14 protein-coding genes are annotated in these 15,722 nt (G+C 70.2%); 10 read left to right on the top strand and 4 right to left on the bottom strand.

Features of this window, described 5'->3' with window-relative positions; genetic code table 11:
* Positions 1 to 56: 56 nt before the first annotated feature.
* Positions 57 to 1,115 (bottom strand): lipid A deacylase LpxR family protein, encoded by a 1,059-nt coding sequence (locus J2Y70_RS04775; RefSeq protein WP_309913955.1) that lies wholly within the window; start codon positions 1,113 to 1,115, stop codon positions 57 to 59.
* A 277-nt stretch (positions 1,116 to 1,392) separates the two neighbouring features.
* On the opposite strand from J2Y70_RS04775, the gene J2Y70_RS04780 reads away from it, so the two are divergent.
* The 4 genes from J2Y70_RS04780 (at position 1,393) to J2Y70_RS04795 (ending at position 5,830) form a co-directional block, all read left to right on the top strand.
* On the top strand, positions 1,393 to 1,671 hold the full coding sequence (locus J2Y70_RS04780; RefSeq protein WP_263395762.1) for a DUF493 family protein: 279 nt from the start codon (positions 1,393 to 1,395) through the stop codon (positions 1,669 to 1,671).
* Between the two features lie 14 nt (positions 1,672 to 1,685).
* On the top strand, positions 1,686 to 2,372 hold the full coding sequence (gene lipB, locus J2Y70_RS04785; protein WP_286038054.1) for a lipoyl(octanoyl) transferase LipB: 687 nt from the start codon (positions 1,686 to 1,688) through the stop codon (positions 2,370 to 2,372).
* Positions 2,373 to 2,394: 22 nt separating this feature from the next.
* Positions 2,395 to 3,405, top strand: a complete 1,011-nt coding sequence (gene lipA, locus J2Y70_RS04790) for a lipoyl synthase (RefSeq protein WP_309913960.1) — start codon at positions 2,395 to 2,397, stop codon at positions 3,403 to 3,405.
* A gap of 247 nt (positions 3,406 to 3,652) precedes the next feature.
* A complete protein-coding gene (locus J2Y70_RS04795) occupies positions 3,653 to 5,830 on the top strand; it encodes a carboxy terminal-processing peptidase (RefSeq protein ID WP_309913963.1) in 2,178 nt (725 codons plus the stop codon).
* A gap of 608 nt (positions 5,831 to 6,438) precedes the next feature.
* Here the strand turns inward: J2Y70_RS04795 and J2Y70_RS04800 are convergent.
* Entirely contained in the window at positions 6,439 to 7,182 is a 744-nt protein-coding gene (locus J2Y70_RS04800) for a sulfite exporter TauE/SafE family protein (RefSeq protein WP_309913966.1), read from the bottom strand.
* Between the two features lie 85 nt (positions 7,183 to 7,267).
* Between J2Y70_RS04800 and J2Y70_RS04805 the strand changes: the two genes are divergently transcribed.
* Positions 7,268 to 8,176, top strand: coding sequence for a LysR substrate-binding domain-containing protein (locus tag J2Y70_RS04805; protein ID WP_309913970.1), 909 nt, complete (start codon positions 7,268 to 7,270; stop codon positions 8,174 to 8,176).
* 29 nt (positions 8,177 to 8,205) lie between these two features.
* Here J2Y70_RS04805 and J2Y70_RS04810 read toward each other — a convergent pair whose 3' ends face one another.
* Entirely contained in the window at positions 8,206 to 9,084 is an 879-nt protein-coding gene (locus J2Y70_RS04810) for an endonuclease/exonuclease/phosphatase family protein (RefSeq protein WP_309913972.1), read from the bottom strand.
* A gap of 303 nt (positions 9,085 to 9,387) precedes the next feature.
* Positions 9,388 to 9,771: a VOC family protein gene (locus J2Y70_RS04815; RefSeq protein WP_309913976.1), complete on the bottom strand. Its 384-nt coding sequence runs from the start codon at positions 9,769 to 9,771 to the stop codon at positions 9,388 to 9,390.
* Between the two features lie 346 nt (positions 9,772 to 10,117).
* Here J2Y70_RS04815 and J2Y70_RS04820 point away from each other — a divergent pair, with 346 nt between their 5' ends.
* The 5 genes from J2Y70_RS04820 to J2Y70_RS04840 all read left to right on the top strand — a co-directional run bounded on the left by J2Y70_RS04820 (position 10,118) and on the right by J2Y70_RS04840 (position 15,650).
* The gene (locus J2Y70_RS04820) at positions 10,118 to 11,173 is read left to right on the top strand and encodes a bifunctional nicotinamide-nucleotide adenylyltransferase/Nudix hydroxylase (RefSeq protein WP_263395755.1); all 1,056 of its coding nucleotides are present in this window, start codon (positions 10,118 to 10,120) and stop codon (positions 11,171 to 11,173) included.
* Between the two features lie 64 nt (positions 11,174 to 11,237).
* Complete coding sequence (locus J2Y70_RS04825; RefSeq protein WP_309913982.1) at positions 11,238 to 12,662, top strand: nicotinate phosphoribosyltransferase; 1,425 nt, start codon at positions 11,238 to 11,240, stop codon at positions 12,660 to 12,662.
* A gap of 8 nt (positions 12,663 to 12,670) precedes the next feature.
* Positions 12,671 to 13,777 carry a hypothetical protein gene (locus J2Y70_RS04830; protein WP_309913985.1) on the top strand — a complete coding sequence of 369 codons (1,107 nt, stop codon included), beginning with the start codon at positions 12,671 to 12,673 and terminating at the stop codon, positions 13,775 to 13,777.
* Positions 13,770 to 14,834 (top strand): DNA methyltransferase, encoded by a 1,065-nt coding sequence (locus J2Y70_RS04835; protein ID WP_309913987.1) that lies wholly within the window; start codon positions 13,770 to 13,772, stop codon positions 14,832 to 14,834. The genes J2Y70_RS04830 and J2Y70_RS04835 overlap by 8 nt, the downstream gene beginning before the upstream one ends.
* A gap of 78 nt (positions 14,835 to 14,912) precedes the next feature.
* Entirely contained in the window at positions 14,913 to 15,650 is a 738-nt protein-coding gene (locus J2Y70_RS04840; RefSeq protein WP_309913990.1) for a DUF2242 domain-containing protein, read from the top strand.
* The last annotated feature ends 72 nt before the right edge of the window (positions 15,651 to 15,722 follow it).

Consider the following 15,722-nt stretch of genomic DNA (forward strand, 5'->3'; position numbering starts at 1 on the left):
CGTTGAAGCAGAGAGCGGTTTTCAATCCCCAATCCCGAATCCCCAATCCCGGCCCTTCAAAGCCGCCGGCTGATCGTGAAGCTGCCGAACACCGGCGTCTGTTTCTGCAGGTCGAATTCGCGGGTGCTCCAGTAGCGCGCCAGGGCGAACTTCCAGTTGCCGCGCATCACCGCCAGGCCGAAACCCGCCTCGCCGACGAAGGGGCGTTTGTTGACGCTGTGGCTGTCGCGGAAGGTGTTGCCGTCCAGGGTGATGTCGCGCACCACCCAGCGCGCGTCGCTGGTCAGGAACAGGTGCGCCGACCAGCCGCGGCCCATGCCGTAGCGGGGCGGGGCGGTGTTCTCGCCGGCCGGGCGCAGCGGCGAGCTGCCGAAGTCGTCCGGCAGCTTCCAGCCGAAGCGCACTTCGGCGCCGGCGTTGGCGTGGGTCTCCAGGGTGCCGAGCGCGCCGCCCCAGTGGCTGATCGCATCCCAGCCCCAGCCATCGGCGTTGGCCGCCGCGTCGCCAGGCCAGCGGCGCATGCGTTCGTGCAGCAGGCGGAACACCGGTTCGTCGTGCAACTGGTTGTCCCAGCCGAGGAACTTCTCGTCGCCGAGCGCGTCGTGCACCGCATCCTGCACCTGCTTGCCCTGCGCCGACGGGCCGACCATGCCCAGGGTCAGCTGGGTCGTGCGCAGGCGGTCCTGGTTGCGCGCGTTGTAGCCGAAGTTCACCGCCAGCACGGCGGCGTAGGGGCGGTCGTCCCTGATCAGGTCGCGGCGGGTCTTGTCGGTCGGGGTGAAGATGGCCTGGCCGAAACTGAAGACCATGTTCTGCTGCTCGAACTCACCCGGGTGCAGGCGCTCCAGGTAGCGGTTGACCGCCCGCGCCAGCCGCGGCAGGCAGGGGTCGTCGGTGAAGTCGACCAGGTTCGGCGAGACCAGGGTCACGCCGAAACCGTTGGTATAGCCCTGGTCCTGGTCGGCGCCGCCGAACAGGTCGTTGTCGATCCGGAAGTTCACCGTCGGCGGCGTGTCCTGCAACGCGCTGCCGGTGCAGCGATCGGCGGCAGCGGCAGGCAACGAGGCGATGGCGAGAACGACAGCAGCAGCGAGAGGCAGGCGCGATGACGGCATGGCACGTTCCCTGTACGGAGGAAGGGGGGGAGGGTGTGGCGCGACGCTAGCGGGCCGGCTGCGCGGATGCCGTGAAAGCCGGTCCGCGGAAGAGGCTGAACGGCAGCATAGGGCGCGGTCCGGGCCGGGCGAAAGCCATGTGGCCGTATCGCTTCGTCCCACCGGCGTCGCTTGCCAACCCGGCCCGCATGCTGGCGCTGCGGGACCGCCGCTGCATGCCCGTGCGCAGCGGGCGCGCGGCCTTGGGTTTGCCCGGCGCCGGCCCGATAATGCAGCCATGGACATCACCTCCGACAACCCCGAACACGGCTTTCAGTTCCCCGGCGTCTTCGAGCTCAGCGCGATGGGCAACGCCAACACCGGGCTGGAGACCGAACTGCCTCGTCTGCTGGCCAAGGCCGGCGTGGACGTGCTGGAAGAGCGCATCAGCTGGAAGCATTCGTCCAACGGCAAGTACGTGTCGGTGCGGATCGCCTTCCGCGCCGCCGACCGCGCCCAGTACGACGCCGCGCACCTGGCGCTGCGCGAGCATCCGGAAGTGAAGTGGACGCTGTAGCCGGCGCCGCGGCAGTGGCGCCGCAGCCGGCCCCGGCGTTGCCGCCGTGCCTGGTCCGCGATCTCGGCCGCCAGCCCTATGCGCCGGTGTGGCGCGCGATGCAGCGCTTCACCGATGCGCGCGAGGAGGCCAGCGCCGACGAGCTGTGGGTGGTCGAGCACGAACCGGTGTTCACCCTCGGCCAGGCCGGCAAGCCCGAGCACGTGCTGGCGCCCGGCGAGATCCCGGTGCTGCACGTGGACCGCGGCGGCCAGGTCACCTACCACGGCCCCGGCCAGCTGGTGGTGTACCCGCTGCTGGACCTGCGCCGGCTGAAGATCGGCGTGCGCGACTACGTGTGCCGCATCGAGCAGGCGATCATCGACACGCTGGACGAATGGAACATCCTCGGCCAGCGCCGCGACGGCGCGCCCGGGGTCTACGTCGGCGCGGCCAAGGTCGCCGCGCTCGGCATCCGCGTGCGCCGCGGCTGCACGTTCCACGGCCTGTCGTTCAACGTGGCGATGGACCTGGAGCCGTTCCACCGGATCAACCCCTGCGGCTACCAGGGCCTGCAGGTGACCTCGGTGCTAGACTTGGGCGGTCCCTCCGGCATGCAGGCCGTCAAACCGGTGCTGCTGGCCCAACTGGCGCGCCAGTTCGGGCTGACCCTGCAGCCGCTCGACGCCTTGCCCGACCTCACGCTCACGCACGCGGCCTGACCGCCTGCCCGCCGACGACGCCATGACCCAGCCCAGCGCACGCACCATCCCCTTGCAGGTCCTTTCCGGCGACAGCGCGCCAGCGCCGTTGCAGGCCGGCGTCAAGCAACTGGGCGGAGACAAGATCAACCGCTCGCCGGTGCAGTTCGCCGACGCGCCGGTGCTGCGCAAGCCGTCGTGGATCCGGGTGCGGATCCCGTCCGGCAACGCGGTGCAGAACCTCAAGGCCAAGCTGCGCGAGAATCGCCTGGTCACGGTCTGCGAGGAAGCCAGCTGCCCGAACATCCACGAGTGCTTCAGCCACGGCACCGCCACCTTCATGATCCTCGGCGAGGTCTGCACCCGCCGCTGCTCGTTCTGCGACGTCGCCCACGGCCGGCCCAAGCCGCCGGACGCCGGCGAGCCGGCCAGCCTGGCGCAGACTGTGGCCGACATGGGCCTGCGCTACGTGGTGGTGACCAGCGTCGACCGCGACGACCTGCGCGACGGCGGCGCCCAGCACTTCGCCGACTGCATCGGCGCGATCCGCGCCAAGGCCCCGGCCACCCGCATCGAGATCCTGACCCCGGACTTCCGTGGCAAGGGCCGCATGGACCGCGCGCTGGAGATCCTGGCGACCAATCCGCCGGACGTGTTCAACCACAACATCGAGACCGTGCCGGACCTGTACCCGAACGTGCGCCCCGGCGCCGACTACCAGTGGTCGCTGACCCTGCTGCAGAAGTTCAAGGCGCAGCACCCGGCCATCGCCACCAAGTCCGGGATCATGCTCGGCCTGGGCGAGACCATGGAGCAGGTGCAGGCCACGCTGCGCGACCTGCGCGCGCACGACGTGGACATGATCACCATCGGCCAGTACCTGCAGCCCACCGCGCACCACCACCCGGTGATGCGCTACTGGACGCCGGAGGAGTACAAGGCGCTGGAGGAGTACGGCAACGCGCTGGGCTTCAGCCACGTCGCCTCCGGGCCGATGGTGCGCTCGTCCTACCACGCCGACCGCCAGGCCGCCGGCGCCGGCGTCGCCGCCTGAGCGGCGCGGCGGCACCGATTCCGCATTCGATCGCCGCGTCCGGCGCTTGGCCTGGCGCTGGCCGCATGCCCGCTGCGCCGGCCTTTGCGCAGGCCCGCGGCCTCTGCACCGGCGCCATTCACACTTCGCTACCGGGCCGCCGCTAGTCTGGTTCAGGAAAGGTGACACGGCCTGCAACTTGCGGCACTGTCGTGTTGTCTCACGCGATCTGCAGCCCCCCTGACGGCCTGGTGCCGAGAGTACGTAGATGAAATTCAAAGCTTCCGTCTTCCTGCTGGCGTTCGCGCTGACCGCGCCGCTGGCGCTGTTCGCCCGCACCGACGCGCCGGCGCTGCCCGCGGCCTCGACCGCCGACCAGTCCACCACCGCCAAGCTGGTCTACGGGCTGCTTTCGGACAGCCGCTACGCCTACCGGCCGCGCGCGCTCGACGAGGCGACCTCCAAGGAAGTCTTCAAGAAGTACCTGGAGACGCTGGACGGCAGCAAGCAGTTCTTCACCCAGGCCGACGTCGACAAGTTCGCCCCGTTCCAGGCCAACCTCGGCGCCAATATCGCCTCCGGCCAGCTGGAGCCGGCGTTCCAGGTGTTCGCCGTGTACCGGCAGCGCGTGGACGAGCGCATCGGCTACGCGCGCAAGCTGCTCAAGCAGGACTTCGATTTCAACGGCAGCGAGAAGTTCGAGTACGACCGCAAGGACGTGCCGTGGCCCAAGGACAACCAGGAACTGGACGCGCTGTGGCGCAAGTCGGTGATGAACGACTGGCTGCGGCTCAAGCTCGCCGGCAAGAAGCCCGAGGACATCCGCAAGACCCTGGACAAGCGCTACGCCAACCTCGCCGATTCGGTAAAGGAGCTGAAGAGCGAGGACGTGTTCCAGTTCTTCATGAACGCCTACACCAACACCGTCGACCCGCACACCGACTACTTCACCCCGCGCACCGCCGAGAACTTCAACCAGCAGATGTCGCTGTCGCTGGAAGGCATCGGCGCGCAGCTGCAGAAGCAGGACGACATGGTGGTGATCCGCGAGGTCATCCCCGGCGGCCCGGCCGCGGTGGACGGCACGCTGAAGGCGGGCGACCGCATCGTCGGCGTCGGCCAGGGCAAGTCCGGCCAGGTCGAGGACGTGATCGGCTGGCGCATCGACGACGTCGTGGCCAAGATCCGCGGCGACAAGGACACCCAGGTGCGGCTGGAATACATCCCGGCCGAGACCGGCGTGGACGGCAAGCACCGCCAGTTGCTGCTGACCCGGCAGAAGGTGCGCCTGGCCGAGCAGGCCGCCAAGGGCGAGACCATCAGCCTGCCGGCCAAGGACGGCGAACCGGCGCGGCGCGTCGGCGTGATCAAGCTGCCGGCGTTCTACCAGGACTTCGAGGGCCGTCGCCGCAACGCCAGCGACTACGCCTCGGCGACCCGCGACGTGGCCAAGCTGCTGGCCGGCTTCAAGGCCGACAAGCTCGATGGCGTGGTGCTGGACCTGCGCAACAACGGCGGCGGTTCGCTGGACGAGGCGATCGAACTCACCGGGCTGTTCATCGAGCAGGGCCCGGTGGTGCAGGTGCGCGAATCCGGCGGCCGCGTCACCGTCAACAGCGACGACAAGCCGGGCGTGGCCTGGGACGGCCCGCTGGCGGTGCTGATCAACCGCGGCTCGGCCTCGGCCTCGGAGATCTTCGCCGGCGCCATCCAGGACTACGGCCGCGGCCTGATCATCGGCGAGACCAGCTTCGGCAAGGGCACGGTGCAGAACATCGTCGACCTGGACCGCTGGCCGGCCAACGAGACCGACCGCTTCGGCCAGGTCAAGCTGACCATCGCCCAGTTCTTCCGGGTCAGCGGCAGCAGCACCCAGCACAAAGGCGTGGTGCCGGACATCGCGTTCCCGGCCAGCGTCGACGCCACCGAATTCGGCGAGAGCACCTACGACAACGCCCTGCCGTGGACCCGCATCGCCGCGGTGCCGCACACCCAGTACGGCAATTTCGCGCCGCTGCTGCCGAGGCTGGAGACGCTGCATGCCGGCCGCATCGCCAGCGACAAGGAATTCCAGTGGTGGGAAGAGGACGTGCAGCAGTTCCGCACCGAAGCGGCGAAGAAGTACGTGGTGCTCAACGAGGCCGAGCGCCGCGCCGAGCGCGAGAAGCAGGACGTGCAGCGCAAGCAGCGCCAGGAGATGCGCAAGCAGCTCGGCCTGCCGCTGGACCCGCTCGCCGACGACAGCAGCGACGACGGCCTGACCGGCAACGAGCGCGACATCGTCAAGGACGCCGCGCGCGAAAAGCTGGTCGACAAGCGCCCGGATCCGCTGCTGCGCGAGTCGGCGGCGATCCTGGCCGACGCGCTGAACCTGCTGGAAAAGGACCGTCCGCTGTCGGTGCAGGTGCTGCCGCAGTCCACCGGCCCGGGGCGCTGGGCCGACTGAGCCCAGCCTCCACCGCCGCGCGAAACAGACGCGTCATCGCCTAGCGATGGCGACTTTTTCGTTGTGCGTTCGCGCGGCTGCGCGCAGCCGCCTGCGTTCGTCCTGAGTGCCGAACGATCCCGCGGTGGCCAGCGCGGCATTCGCCGATCTCTCTGGCGAATGCTCCAGGCGCCGATCGCATCGCCGCTGGAGCGCGCGCCACCGCGTTCGTCGTGATTGCGCTGCGCGACGCGCTGCGCACGGCTTCAAGGCCCGCGACGGAAGCGCAGTGCGCTGTAGGAGGACTTCGGCCCCGACAGCGAGCGGAGCTTGGAAGTCCGCTGCTTCGTTCGTCGCGGCTGAAGCCGCTCCTGCAGGGACCTGCGACGCGCCCGCTGGGTGCACTGTAGGAGCGGCTTCAGCCGCGACCCGAGCCCCGCCGCGCCGCCACATCCGTCACCGCATTCGCTCTCTATGGGCTGAAACCGAAACACCGCGACGCAGTCGCGCCGACCGGCCCTTTTGTGGGAGCGACTTCAGTCGCGACGAGCTTTCCCGAGAACGCCGCCACGACCAGCGATCCAAGCCACCGGCACTTCGACAGGTGGACATCGATTCGATCGAAGTGCCTAGCCCAGCGCCTGCCACAACTGGTGCAGGCCCAGCGCCAGCAAGGTCAGGAAGAACACGCGACGGAACGCCTCGGCGGAGATGCGCTGGCGGACCCGCGCGCCGAGCCACATGCCCGCCACGGTCGGCAGCAGCGCCAGCAGCGACGGCCCCAGCGCCGCGCGCGCGAACGCGCCATGCCAGGCCAGCGCCGCGGCCAGCGCCAGGGTGGCGGTGCCGAAGCAGTAGCCCAGTGCGCGCAGCAGCGTGTCGCGCGGCAGGCCCAGCGCGACCAGGTAGGGCAGGGACGGCAGCACGAACACGCCGGTGGCGCCGGTCAGCAGCCCGGTCGCCAGCCCGGCCGCCGGGCCGGCCCAGGGTTCGTGGCGTGGCGGCAGCCGGCCCTGCCAGCGGCTCAGGCCGAGCAGGGCGTACAGCGCCAGCAGGGCGCCCAGCCCGCCGCGGGCCAGCGCCGGATCGGCACCGACCAGGATGCCGGCGCTGAGCCAGGTGCCGACCACGATCGTCGCCAGCAGCGGCCACAACCGGCGCAGCAGCACCGCCGCACCGTCGCCCCAGGCCTGCTGCAGGTTGGTCAGCAGCGACGGCAGCACCAGCAGCGCGGCCGCCTCGGGCGGCGCCAGCCACAGTCCGAGCAGGCCCATCGCCACCGTCGGCAGGCCGGTGCCGGCGACGCCCTTGACGAAGCCGGCCAGGCAGAACACCGCGGCGATCGGCAGCAGATGTGGAATCAGCGATTGCATGCCTGCAGCATCGGGCGTCCGGCGGCGCCGGACAATGCGCGATCGCTTCAGGCAGACTTCGGCAACGACGAAGGCTGGAGTGGCGATGCATCTGGATTTCATCGACTTGCGCCTGTTCGCGGCGGTGGCCGAGGCCGGCAGCATCACCGCCGGCGCGGAACGGGCCGCGTTGTCGCTGGCCGCGGCCAGCGCCCGTATCCGCACGCTGGAACTGCAGGCGGGGACGGCGCTGTTCGTGCGCGGCCGCCGCGGCGTGACCCTGACCGCGGCCGGCGCGGCGTTGTTGCGGCATGCGCGGCAGCTACTGCGCCAGGCCGAGGCGATGCGCGCCGAACTGGGCGAACACGCCGGCGCCAACCAGGCCACGGTGCGGCTGCTGGCCAATACCGCGGCGCTGTACGAATGGCTGCCCGAACTGCTGGCCGAGTTCCTGGTCGCGCATCCGCGCATCGACTTGGCCTTGCGCGAGCTGGGCAGCACCGCCGCCGCCGATGCGGTGCGCGAGGAACGCGCCGACCTGGCGGTGATCGCCGACCACGCCGACCTGGCCGGCCTGCACGCGCAGGCGTTCCGGCAGGACCGGCTGGTGCTGGTGGCGGCGGCCTCGCATCCATTGGCGCAAGCGCCGCAGCTGCGCCTGGCGCAGCTGTGGCAGGCGGAGTTCCTCGGCCTGGCCGACGACAGTGCGTTGCAGCGGCACCTGCGCACGCAGGCCGCGCGTGCCGGCGGCCAGTTGCGCATCCGCGCCCACGTGCACGGCATCGAGCCGCTGTGCCGGATGCTGGCGCGCGGCGCCGGCGTGGCGATCCTGCCGCAGGCGGCGCTGGCCCGGGTCAGCGTGCGCGCGCAGCTGGTCGCGGTGCCGCTGCACGAAGCGTGGGCGGCGCGGCAGCTGTCGATCGTGTGGCGGGCGGCGCCTGCGCCGGCGCAGGCGGTGCGTCAGTTACTGGATTGGCTGTGCGCCCACGCCGAGGACGAGGGGCGGCCGGCATAGGCCGATGCCGCGCCGTGCGATCGCGCGGTTCAGTGCGGCCAGGCGAACTCGGCCATCACCGGGAAGTGGTCCGACGGCCAATGGCCCTGCGGCCGCGCGTCCAGCGTGGAGAAGCGGGTGGCGCGCAGCCCGCGCGACAGGATCCAGTCGATGCGCCGGTCGGGATGGCCGGTGAAGTCGTGGAAGGTCGCCTCCGGCCCTTGCGGCTGCGGCGCCTGCGCGCGCGCGTCGGCCAGCGCGGGAACCAGCGTGCGATAGGTGGGCGAGTCCGGCGCGGTGTTGAAGTCGCCGGTGAGCACCACCGGCACGTCCGCCGGCAAGGCCTGCAGGCGCGCGAGGATCAGCGCGGCACCCTTGGCGCGCGCCGCCTCGTCCTCGTCGCGATACGGCAGGTGGGTGTCGAACAGATAGAAACGGCGGCCGTCGGCGATGCGTTCGAACAGCCCCCAGTTGACCATCCGTGGCAGCGGGTGGCCCCAACTGATGCTGCCGACCACCGCCGGGGTGTCCGACAGCCAGAAGTCGCCCGATTCCACCAGCTTCAGCCGGCGGCTGTCGTAGAACACGCCCATGCGCTCGCCGTCCTCGCTGCCGTCGCGGCTGCGGCCGAACCAGCGGTAGTCGGGCAACTGCGCGGCCAGGTAGTCGGCCTGCAGCTTGACCAGTTCCTGGGTGCCGAACAGGTCCGGATGCTGCGTGCGGATTAGCGCCGCCATCGCGCTGCGGCGGATCTCCCAGCGCTTGTCGCCATCCTTGTCGACCGGCACGCGCACGTTGAAGCTCATCACCTTGAGCGGCGCCGGCGCGGGCGCGGCGCCCGCCAGCGGCGCGGCGAGGAGGGCGAACAGCGACAGGGCGAACGCAAGCGCCACGGCGCGTGCGCGGGGAAAGGGCGAGGAAGTCGGCATCGGAAACATCTCTTGGATGACAGCGGGAAGCGCGGGCGCAATGGTGGCATGCACGGCGCGGCATGGGCCAGCGCCGGCGTGCAGGTTTCGCATCTGCACGTTACGCCAGACATGTTGCGTTGTTGCAACGGAACCGGCGCGCCACGCCACAATGCCGGTGGTACGCGATGATGCGCTTGCACAGCGTGCGAACCAGCACGGCATGCGTGCCGGCGCAGGCGTGTGCGACATCTGCAGCGATCCGCTGCGGGCGCAGGCGATGCGTGATCGGGAACGCGGTGTCGCTGCGCACTCCCGGTCGTGTCAGTCCCAGGTGTTGGGCTGCGCACCGGTGGCGGGATCGCCCATCTTGACCACGCAGAAACGGTGTCCGGTCGGCGCTTCCATCACCCACCAGCGTTTGACGAAGCCGATGCGGCGCGCGCCGAGGCGCTCCAGGCGCGCGACCTCGGCGTCGATGTCGTCGCTCTCGATGTCCAGGTGTACCCGCGACGGATGGTCGACACGCTGCACTTCCACGTGCAGTCCTGCCGGGGCGCCCTGCAGTTCGGCGTATTCGGCACCGAGTTCGGAGTAGCTTGGCGCAGCCGGATAGCCGAGCGCCGCGCTCCAGAAGCGTGCGCCGGCCTCGGCGTCGGTGTCCTGGCAATCGATGATGAATCCGGCAAGACGGCTGCGATGGGACATGGTCGCGTGCTCCTGTTCGGGGTGCGAAAAGGCTAGCGCGATCGTGTGCGCTGCGCGCGCTGCAGCGCAGCGCCGTACGCTGCCTGCGCGTGCGGCAAATGCGGCGCCGGGAAAAATGCCGTACTTCTTGCGCGACGGTGCTGCCCTTGCCTTCGCCGTCCGCAGCCGGTGCCGTGACTCGGCGACAACGCAGCAGTGGTTGCGCCACGCATGCGGCACGAATCGCACGCACAGTGCCCCGCCGCGCACCGCTGATCGCACGCAAGACTTGACGCCTTCGCGCATCGGCGTAGCATTTGCGCCACGCCAAGGGACAGACCCGCGGCGACCCCAATCACCGTGAGGGATGCTCATGGAGTACGACTATCTTGTGTTCATCGGGCGCTTCGAGCCCTTCCACAACGGCCACGCCGCCGTTGCCCGCCACGCACTGGCGCGCTCGCAGAAACTCATCTTCCTGATCGGCTCCGCCGAGACCCCGCGCACCATCCGCAATCCGTGGACCGTGGCCGAACGCAGCGTGATGATCCAGGCCGCGCTCGACGGCGCCGGCGAACGCCTGATCCTGCGCCCGCTGCGCGACCACCTGTACAACGAGAGCCAGTGGATCGCCGCGGTGCAGTCGGCGGTGGCCGAGGCGGTGCGCGCCGACGGCGGCGGCGCCGAGGCGCGCATCGGCCTGGTCGGCATGGACAAGGATGCCAGCAGCTATTACCTGCGCGAATTCCCGCAGTGGCCGCTGGTCGACGTGCAGCATACCGAGACGCTGTCGGCGACCGAATTGCGCCGTTACCTGTTCGAGGCCGGCAGCATCGATTTCCACGGCGCGCTGCTGATGCTGCGCGGCAACGTGCCGGCGCCGGTGTTCGACATGCTCGAGGCGTTCCGCAAGAACTCGCCGTCGTATGCGGAACTGCTCGCCGAATACCAGTTCATCGAGCAGTACCGCGCGGCCTGGAAGGAGGCGCCGTATCCGCCGACCTTCGTCACCGCCGACGCGGTGGTGGTGCATTCCGGGCACGTGCTGCTGGTGCGGCGCCGCGCCGCGCCGGGCAAGGGTCTGTGGGCGTTGCCGGGCGGCTTCGTCGGCCAGCACGAGAGCATCTTCGAGGCCTGCCTGCGCGAGCTGCGCGAGGAAACCCGGCTGAAGATCCCGGTGCCGGTGCTGAAGGGCTCGCTGAAGAACCGCCACGTGTTCGACCATCCCGAGCGCAGCCTGCGCGGGCGCACCATCACCCATGCGTTCCACTTCGAGTTCACCTTCGGCGAACTGCCCGAGGTGCGCGGCGGCGACGATGCCGACAAGGCGCGCTGGATCCCGGTCAGCGAAGTGCTGGGCATGGGCCCGAAACTGTTCGAAGACCACCTGCACCTGCTCGAATTCTTCCTGGGCCGCGGTTGACCGCGGCCTGCCCCGGCCGGCGGACAGACCGCTGGCTTTCCCCGACGCGAAGGAGCTTCCCGTCATGCAATGCCTGAACAACCTGCTGCTCAACACCGATAGCTACAAGGCCAGCCACTGGCTGCAATATCCGGCCGGCACCGATGCCACGTTCTTCTACGTGGAATCGCGCGGCGGCGTCTACGACCGCACCGTGTTCTTCGGCCTGCAGTCGATCCTCAAGGAGGCGCTGGGCCGCGCCATCACCCATGCCGACGTCGACGAGGCGCGCGACCTGTTCGCCGCGCACGGCGAGCCGTTCAACGAGGCCGGCTGGCGCGACATCGTCGATCGCCTCGGCGGGCAGTTGCCGATCCGCATCCGCGCCGTGCCCGAGGGCAGCGTGGTGCCGACCCACAACGCGCTGATGACCATCGAGTCCACCGATGCGCAGGCCTACTGGGTGCCGTCGTATCTGGAAACGCTGCTGCTGCGCATCTGGTATCCGGTCACCGTGGCCACGGTCAGCTGGCACGCCAAGCAGACCCTGCGCCAGTTCCTGGAGCGCACCAGCGACGATCCGGAAGGGCAGCTGCCGTTCAAGCTGCACGACTTCGGCGCGCGCGGCGTGTCCAGCCTGGAGTCGGCGGCGATCGGCGGCGCATCGCACCTGGTCAACTTCCTCGGCACCGACACCGTGTCCGGGCTGCTGCTGGCGCGCGCGCACTACCACGAGCCGATGGCCGGCTACTCGATTCCCGCCGCCGAGCACAGCACCATCACCAGCTGGGGCCGCGAGCGCGAGGTGGATGCGTACCGCAACATGCTCAGGCAGTTCGGCAAGCCCGGCGGCATCGTCGCGGTGGTGTCCGACAGCTACGACATCTTCCATGCGATCCGCGAGCATTGGGGTACCACGCTGCGCGAGGAGGTGATCGCCTCCGGCGCCACTGTGGTGATCCGCCCCGACTCCGGCGATCCGGTCGCGGTCGTGCACCAGTGCCTGGAACTGCTCGACGAGGCCTTCGGCCACAGCGTCAACGGCAAGGGCTACAAGGTGCTCAACCATGTGCGCGTGATCCAGGGCGACGGGGTCAACCCGACCAGCATCCGCGCAATCCTGGAACGCGTCACCAGCGCCGGCTACGCCACCGACAACGTCGCCTTCGGCATGGGCGGCGCGCTGCTGCAGCGGTTGGACCGCGACACCCAGAAGTTCGCGCTGAAGTGCTCGGCCGCGCGCGTGGACGGCGAGTGGATCGACGTCTACAAGGATCCGGTCACCGACAAGGGCAAGCTCAGCAAGCGCGGGCGCATGAGCCTGCTGCGCCATCGCGAGTACGGCGGCTACCGCACCGAACCGGTGCCGGCCAGCGCGGCGTCGCTGGACGCGGTCGCGCGGCCCGCCGGCTACGACGACGCGATGGTCACGGTGTGGGAGAACGGCCGCCTGCTGCACGACTGGACGTTCGCGCAGGTGCGCGAGCGCGCGAACGCGGCACGCCTGTAGGTGCGGCGATGGACGCCCGCATGGAGTTGGCGCCGCCGCTGAGCGGCGCCTCGCCGCTGTTCGCCGCGTTGCGCGCCGGCATGCCGCACCTGGAGTGGCGGGTGCCGGCCGCCGACGATGCCGCGCGCTGGCGCGTGCAGCGCATCGGCGGCCGCGACTACCGCGTCGCGCAGCCGATCACCTTCACCCCGTACGCGTCGGTGCGGCCGTGTTCGGCGCGCTGCCGTTTCTGTTCGGAAACCCTGCGCCCGCACGCCGGCGGCACTGCGGCGGCCAGCCTGCGGCCGCCGCCGGAGTATTTCGCGATGCTGCGCCAGGGCCTGGCGCAGTTGTCCGGGCTGCCGCTGTCGCAGTCGCTGTCGGGGCTGGAGATGACCGACGACGAAGCCTGGTTCCTGCAACTGCTGGACACGCTGGGCGCGGCCGAACGCGACGGACTGCTGGTCGAACAGCGCGTGCTGTACAGCAACGGCGCCGGTTTCGCCCGCGGCCGCGGCGATGCGCTGCTGCAGGCCTTGCAGCGCTTCGGGCTGTCGTGGGTGGAACTGTCGCGGCACCATCCGCAGCAGGCCGGCAACGACGCGATCATGCGCTTCCGCGACGGCGAGGCGATCGCCGATGCGCAGGTGTTCGCCGCCACCGCGCGGCGCATCGCCGAGGCGGTGCCGCTACGCCTGGTGTGCATCCTGCAGCACGGCGGCATCGCCGATGCCGACGGCGTGGCCGGCTATCTGCGCTGGGCGCAGGAGTGCGGCGCGCGCACGGTGATCTTCCGCGAGTTCTCGCGCTTGGGCGACGGCTATCGCGCCACCGGCACCCAGCGCTACCTGGCGCAGGCCCGGGTCAGCGTGGAACAGGTCGTGGCCGCGTGCATGGCCACGCCGTGGTGGCGCACGCTGCGGCCGCTGCAGATCACCGAAGGCTATTACTTCTGGAACCTGCGCATGGCCGGCGCCGACGGCATGGAGGTGGTGTTCGAGAGCTCCGACTACACCGCGATGCACACGTGCCACGACAGCGGCGACATCTACAAGCTGGTGTTCTTCGCCGACGGCCGCCTGTGCGCGGGCTGGCAGCCGGACCGCGATCTGCTGTGGCAGGCCGCACATGGATAGCCGCAGCTGGTGGACGCCGCCGCCGGACCCGCCCGAGCACCGGCTGCCCGAGGACTTGCGCCAGCGCGATCCACTGGACGCGCGGGACTGCGGCTGGGTCAGCCAGATGCGCCCGTTCGTGCGCCAGTTCAGCGCGCCGGGCGGTTGCGTGCTGGATCCGTTCTGCGGCTTCGGCAGCACCTTGCTTGCCGCCGAACTGGAGGGCCGGCGCGGGCTGGGGCTGGAGATCGACGCGGCGCGCGCGGGGCTGGCGCGCGAGCGGCTGCAGCGGCTCGGGCTGCACGCGCAGGTGCGGGTCGGCGCGCTGCCGCAGCTCGCGCTGGAGGCGCCGGTCGACCTGTGCCTGACCAACGTGCCGTACTTCGGTTGCGACTGGCCGGGTGCGGCGACGCCGGGCCAGCTCTACGCCAGCGCCGACTACGCGGCCTATCTGCACGGCTTGCGTGCGGTGTTCCATGCGGTGCGCCGCGGCCTGCGCGACGGTGGCTTTTGCATCGCGATGGTGGAGAACGTGGAGATCGGCGGCGTGTGCGTGCCGCAGGCCTGGGACCTGGCGCGGCTGCTCGGTAGCCTGTTCGTGCCCTGCGCCGAGCGCGTGCTGTGCTACCCCCGCGACAGCGCGCAGGCGCTGGCGCCTGGCGACACCCGCAGCGATCGCAGCCACGAATACGCGCTGATCTTCCAGAAACGGCGCGAGCCGATCGACCTGCCCGGCACCGCGCAACTGCTCACTATGCTGCGCGAGGACGGGTTCGACTACGCGCTGTACGGCAGCTACCCGGACTGGCTCACCGACCCGGCCGCGGCCGCGCGCCTGCCCGGCGACGTGGACCTGCTGTTGCCGCGCGATCCCGGCCAGCTGCAGCGGCTGCTGGACTGGTTGCGTGCGCGCGGCTTCGCGCTCAGCCTGTGGGGCGAGCCGCTGGCGTCGCCGCCGACGCTGGCCGTGCTCGACGCCCACCACTACCTGCGCGCCGAACGCCGCGACCGCGGCGGCGGCCTGCTACGGGTGGACCTGTCGCTGCAGCCGGCAGCGGATGCGCTAACTGTGGGATGAGCGCGGGCGGCGGCATCAAGGCCGTCTCGACACGCTTGCGGCTATCCTTGGCCGGTTCCTTCCTTTCGGTCCACGGCCATGTCCGCTTCCTCCAACGTCCTCGCCCTTCCTGCGCTCGTGCTGGTCGCGATCGGCCTGAGCGGCTGCTTCAACCGCAAGCAGGACAACCTGGTGAAGGAGACCTTCAACTCCGACAACACCTATTCGCGCAGCTATCCGGTACAGCCGGGGCAGGCCTGCGAATCGGCGCGGCGCGCCTTGCTGAGCCAGGGTTACGTGGTCGCCAAGGCCACCGCCGATGCGGTCGAAGGCACCAAGAACTTCCAGCCCAACCAGGATTCGCACGAGCAGCTGGAATTGCGCGTGTCGTGCGTGGCGCACGGCCAGGACGAGTCCTGGGTGTTCGTCAGCGCGTTGCAGGACCGCTATGCGTTGAAGAAGAGCGCCACTTCGGCCAGCGTCGGCGTTGGCGTGCTCGGCTCGGTGTCGCTGCCGGTCGGCAGCAGCGACGACTCGCTGGTGCGCGTGGCCAGCAGCACGGTGCAGGACGGCGATTTCTACAAGCGCTTCTTCGAGCGCATCGCGCAGTACCTGCCGAAGGCCAAGCCGGCCGCGGCCGAGCCGCCGCCTGCCGAAGAGCCCAAGGCCGAGCCTGCTGCCGCGATGCCGCCAGCATCCACACCAGCGCCAACACCGACACCAGCAGCACCAGCACCAGCAGCATCTACACCGACGACGGCCGATGCCGCACCTGCGCCGGTCACGCCTGTGGCGCCTGTCGCGCCGGCCGTCGGCGACGCCACCACGCCACGGTGAGCCTGTTGTTCACTCGCCGCTGTGGAAGCTGAATAGAGGGATTTCGCTTCACGATCCATTCGCAATGGCGAT

It is taken from the genome of Xanthomonas sp. 1678, from assembly GCF_031455575.1.
Classification (GTDB): domain Bacteria; phylum Pseudomonadota; class Gammaproteobacteria; order Xanthomonadales; family Xanthomonadaceae; genus Xanthomonas_A.

Coding starts and splice junctions, on each gene's coding strand:
- lipA (WP_309913960.1), top strand. CDS start 2,395: ATGACCCAGCCCAGCGCACGCACCATCCCCTTGCAGGTCCTTTCCGGC.
- J2Y70_RS04800 (WP_309913966.1), bottom strand. CDS start 7,182: ATGCAATCGCTGATTCCACATCTGCTGCCGATCGCCGCGGTGTTCTGC.
- J2Y70_RS04825 (WP_309913982.1), top strand. CDS start 11,238: ATGCAATGCCTGAACAACCTGCTGCTCAACACCGATAGCTACAAGGCC.
- J2Y70_RS04775 (WP_309913955.1), bottom strand. CDS start 1,115: ATGCCGTCATCGCGCCTGCCTCTCGCTGCTGCTGTCGTTCTCGCCATC.
- J2Y70_RS04810 (WP_309913972.1), bottom strand. CDS start 9,084: ATGCCGACTTCCTCGCCCTTTCCCCGCGCACGCGCCGTGGCGCTTGCG.
- J2Y70_RS04820 (WP_263395755.1), top strand. CDS start 10,118: ATGCTCATGGAGTACGACTATCTTGTGTTCATCGGGCGCTTCGAGCCC.
- J2Y70_RS04805 (WP_309913970.1), top strand. CDS start 7,268: ATGCATCTGGATTTCATCGACTTGCGCCTGTTCGCGGCGGTGGCCGAG.
- J2Y70_RS04795 (WP_309913963.1), top strand. CDS start 3,653: ATGAAATTCAAAGCTTCCGTCTTCCTGCTGGCGTTCGCGCTGACCGCG.
- J2Y70_RS04815 (WP_309913976.1), bottom strand. CDS start 9,771: ATGTCCCATCGCAGCCGTCTTGCCGGATTCATCATCGATTGCCAGGAC.
- J2Y70_RS04840 (WP_309913990.1), top strand. CDS start 14,913: ATGTCCGCTTCCTCCAACGTCCTCGCCCTTCCTGCGCTCGTGCTGGTC.
- J2Y70_RS04835 (WP_309913987.1), top strand. CDS start 13,770: ATGGATAGCCGCAGCTGGTGGACGCCGCCGCCGGACCCGCCCGAGCAC.
- J2Y70_RS04830 (WP_309913985.1), top strand. CDS start 12,671: ATGGACGCCCGCATGGAGTTGGCGCCGCCGCTGAGCGGCGCCTCGCCG.
- J2Y70_RS04780 (WP_263395762.1), top strand. CDS start 1,393: ATGGACATCACCTCCGACAACCCCGAACACGGCTTTCAGTTCCCCGGC.